Source organism: Kocuria subflava, from assembly GCF_012163155.1.
GTDB lineage: Bacteria > Actinomycetota > Actinomycetes > Actinomycetales > Micrococcaceae > Kocuria > Kocuria subflava.
This window is the reverse complement of the sequence record NZ_JAAVUN010000141.1, coordinates 1-654: the sequence shown is the minus strand read 5'-3', so window position 1 is coordinate 654 and position 654 is coordinate 1. Positions and strand designations below refer to the sequence as shown.

Here is a 654-nt window from a genome sequence, read left to right as displayed (position 1 = left end):
GAACGCATCCTGCAGTTGATCGACTCGGCGGAGTCCGGGAAGGGCCTTTCGTCGGTCCCCGCCGAGATCGGCGTCGTCTACGACCGACTCGAAGCGGCCATTCCGGATGATCCGCACATCCAACGGGTACTGCGCCGCGAACGCCGCATGGCCGAGATGCTCACCCAGCGCGGGTTCATCAAGAGCGACGTGATGCAGAAGCTCTCCATGGACACCCGAACCATGGACGAGTGCGCCGACTTCCTGGTCCGTTTCGTGGCCATCCGGGACGTACCGGCACCCGAGCTGGAAGCCAGCATCCAGGCGTTCGTCGACGAGGTACTGACGTGGTGCAAGGCGCACGGCGACCTGATGAGCCTCTACCTGAGCGTGGTTCCCGGGTGGGCCACTCCGGCGGTCCGCTCCGTGGTCATGCGCATGGTCATGCTCGAGTACCGCGATCCCCACCAGCGCGATGTCATCAAACGACTCCTCGAGGGCCTCAACGACCTCGTGGACGAAGGCCATTTCGCGGTACCCCCGCACATCGATTCCCCACTGCCTGTCACCGAAATCGGACCGGTGGAGCCCGGCTCCCTCAGCAACCAACAAGCAGGAGCGCTCAAGTGAGTCACGTTGCAGCCACACCGAATTCCCCCGGCCAGGGCGCCGGGG

At 64.8% G+C, this 654-nt stretch carries 1 protein-coding gene; it reads left to right on the top strand.

Annotation, left to right across the window (positions count from 1 at the left end):
• The coding region (locus GTW58_RS13425; RefSeq protein ID WP_168023596.1) for a hypothetical protein at positions 1–609 on the top strand (609 nt) is incomplete at its 5' end.
• Between the last annotated feature and the right edge of the window lie 45 nt (positions 610–654).